The sequence below is a fragment of the Halomonas sp. 707B3 genome, from assembly GCF_024158645.1.
In the GTDB taxonomy this organism is placed as follows: domain Bacteria; phylum Pseudomonadota; class Gammaproteobacteria; order Pseudomonadales; family Halomonadaceae; genus Vreelandella; species Vreelandella lionensis.
Genome location: NZ_JAMZBE010000249.1, coordinates 1 through 2643 on the forward strand (window position 1 = coordinate 1; position 2643 = coordinate 2643).

Annotated in this window: 2 protein-coding genes; both read right to left on the reverse strand. The window is 55.0% G+C overall.

The window, feature by feature from the left end; translation table 11 throughout:
- The coding region (locus tag BIS10_RS18220) for a copper resistance system multicopper oxidase (RefSeq protein ID WP_253507521.1) at positions 1–1014 on the reverse strand (1014 nt) is incomplete at its 3' end.
- Positions 1015–1082: 68 nt separating this feature from the next.
- Positions 1083–2360, reverse strand: coding sequence for a sensor histidine kinase (locus BIS10_RS18225; protein ID WP_253507524.1), 1278 nt, complete (start codon positions 2358–2360; stop codon positions 1083–1085).
- Positions 2361–2643: the final 283 nt, after the last annotated feature.

Genomic DNA, 2643 nt, shown 5'->3' on the forward strand with positions numbered 1-2643 from the left:
GGCTCGATCATCTTCTGGTGAAACAAGCACATCGTACGTTTCCGCCACGCCAATACGGAACTCATCAACAGGCACGGGTTGCACTGGCTGGCCATCGGCGGCCACCACGGTCATCTTCAGGCCAGGTATACGGACATCGAAGTATGACATGGCCGAACCGTTAATCACGCGTAGCCGTACCCGCTCACCGGCCTTGAACAGCGCGTTCCAGTTTTCCTGGGGGGAGTGGCCGTTGAGCAGGTAGGTATAAGTGCTGCCGGTGACATCGGCGATATCCCGCGAGCTCATACGCATTTGGGCCCACATACCGCGCATCTCGGCGGTTTGTGAGAAACCCTTTTCGCGTACATCGGCGAAAAAATCAGCAATCGTGCGCTCTTGGAAGTTGTAATAGCCTTCCATGGTTTTCAGATTACGGAACACCGACATCGGTTCTTCAAAGGTCCAGTCGGTGAGCAGTAACACATGCTCACGGTCGTAACGGATAGGCTCGCGCTCGGCGGCGTCGATAATCAGCGGCCCCGCATGGCCTAGCTGTTCCTGCAGACCTGAGTGGCTGTGGTACCAGTAGGTGCCGTTCTGCCTGACAGGGAAACGATAGGTAAAAGTTTCACCAGGGGCGATACCGGCAAAACTGACACCAGGCACACCATCCATTTCCGGCGGTAGAATAAGACCATGCCAGTGGATGGAGGTGGACTCGTCCAGCAGGTTGGTGACACGCAGTACGGCGTCTTGACCTTCTTTCAAACGAATCAGCGGGCCAGGACTGGTACCGTTAATGGTAATTGGGTGGGCTTCTTGTCCGTCAATCGGAATGGATTCACGGCGGATAGCGAGTGATATCTCGGGCCCTTCTTCGACGCCCTGTGCATAGACATTCGTACGGCCCCAGGGGCTTGCCCAGGCGGGAGTTAGTCCCATTGCGGCAGCGGAACCTAACCCTAAGGCAGCACCGCCTTTTAGGACTTGCCGGCGAGAAAGCGGGTGAGAAATAATGCTTGAGCGTGCCATGTGTAACTCCCATCAATGATGAATGGCACCATCTTGATGGAAGAACCTGAAACAAAGCTGAATAATGATTAATTAGCTACTTCACCCGCTAGAGGCAGGGTAATCGTAACGCGCAAGCCCCCCAGTGGACTACGCTCAAAATGTGAGTGCCCCAAGTAACGTTCAACTAACTGCGCAAGAATCGACAGGCCTAAACCGTAGCCGGGACGGCGTTCATCCAGTCGTGCGCCACGCTCTCCCAAGCGCGAAAGATCCTCTTCTGCAACGCCGAGGCCGTCATCATCAATGGTGAGCGTGAGTGTGGTAGCGGAGACGGCAATAACACAATTAACGCACCTATTTGACCATTTGCCAGCGTTATCGAGCACGATGCCTAATATTTCAGAAAAGTCGTGAGCCTCAATAGGCACTTGGTCTTTCTCGCCTGCCGAGTGGGCGAGGTTGAAGATACGCTCAGGGTAAAGGCTGCGGAACATCTCGATGAGCCGTGAACTATCACGCGTGACGTTGGCCATTCGCCCCGCGTTAGGGCCTGCAATACGTGAGCGACGCAGCTCCGCATCCAGCTGGGCGTTAATATCCTCAATACGGCTGAGCAGTTTATGGCGTCGGGTTTCATCAATGGGCCGATTGCCACGCAGTACTTGGGTAACGGCTGCCAGCGGGGTTTTTAATGCATGTGATAGGTTCGCGACCGACTCTCTGGAGCGCTTCAAGCGAAGGTCAATGTCATCCATAAACCAGTTCAACTGGTCGACTAATTCATCTAGCTCAGAAGGGGCTATTAATGACAAGCGATCACGTTTGCCCGCTCGCAATGCTTCAAGCTGTTGACGCAGTTGCCAGAGTGGCTTGAGTCCACGATTAACCGCTAACATGTTGAGTATGATGAGCATTCCTAACAGCGCGCTGGCAATCCCACCGACCCACCAGTGCAATGTTGCAAGCCCTGCTTCTACTTGAGAGAAGTCCTCACCCACCAGCAGCACACCCTGCGTGCCCTGCCATTCAAAATGGCGACGATAGACGAGCATGTGTTGCTCGCCGCGATTCACGTCTATTAGAGCATCACCGCTTTCATCTAGCAGCGAAGCCAGCTGTTGCTGCCATTGTGGGTCGGAAGCGCTGACCGAGCCGTTGAAGCGGAGTACGTAGAGATGATGAAAGACTTGATAGCCTTGGCTAACCGAGTCAAGCGCGGCAGGCACGGCGGCTTCACCTTGCTCAAGCTGCGTGACGGCATGGTCGGCTTCGCGCTGAAGACGCTCACCCAAAAAATCCCGAGCAAGATTCTGTAGCAGTATGCCATGCAGTAGCCAGGTCGTCACCACTACGAATAGTGCCACGCCTCCTAGCCCGGATTTCTCATAGGTCCCCAGCAAGTCTCGCAGACTGTGCGGGTTACCGCCATTACCGCTCATTGGCGGCCGTGACTGATCAATAATCGATCAATTCCTGTTGTCCGGACACACGGCCCCCTTTCCCCCATTGAGTCGGGCCGGGGGAGCCCAGGCTTCTATCCCGGAACCAGTTGACGCACCAGGTCAGAGAGTTCGTCTTTGTAAGGATAGGCATCGCTCATCAACACCCGTATGCGCCGAGTGTTGCGAATGATGACCGCGCCCACCT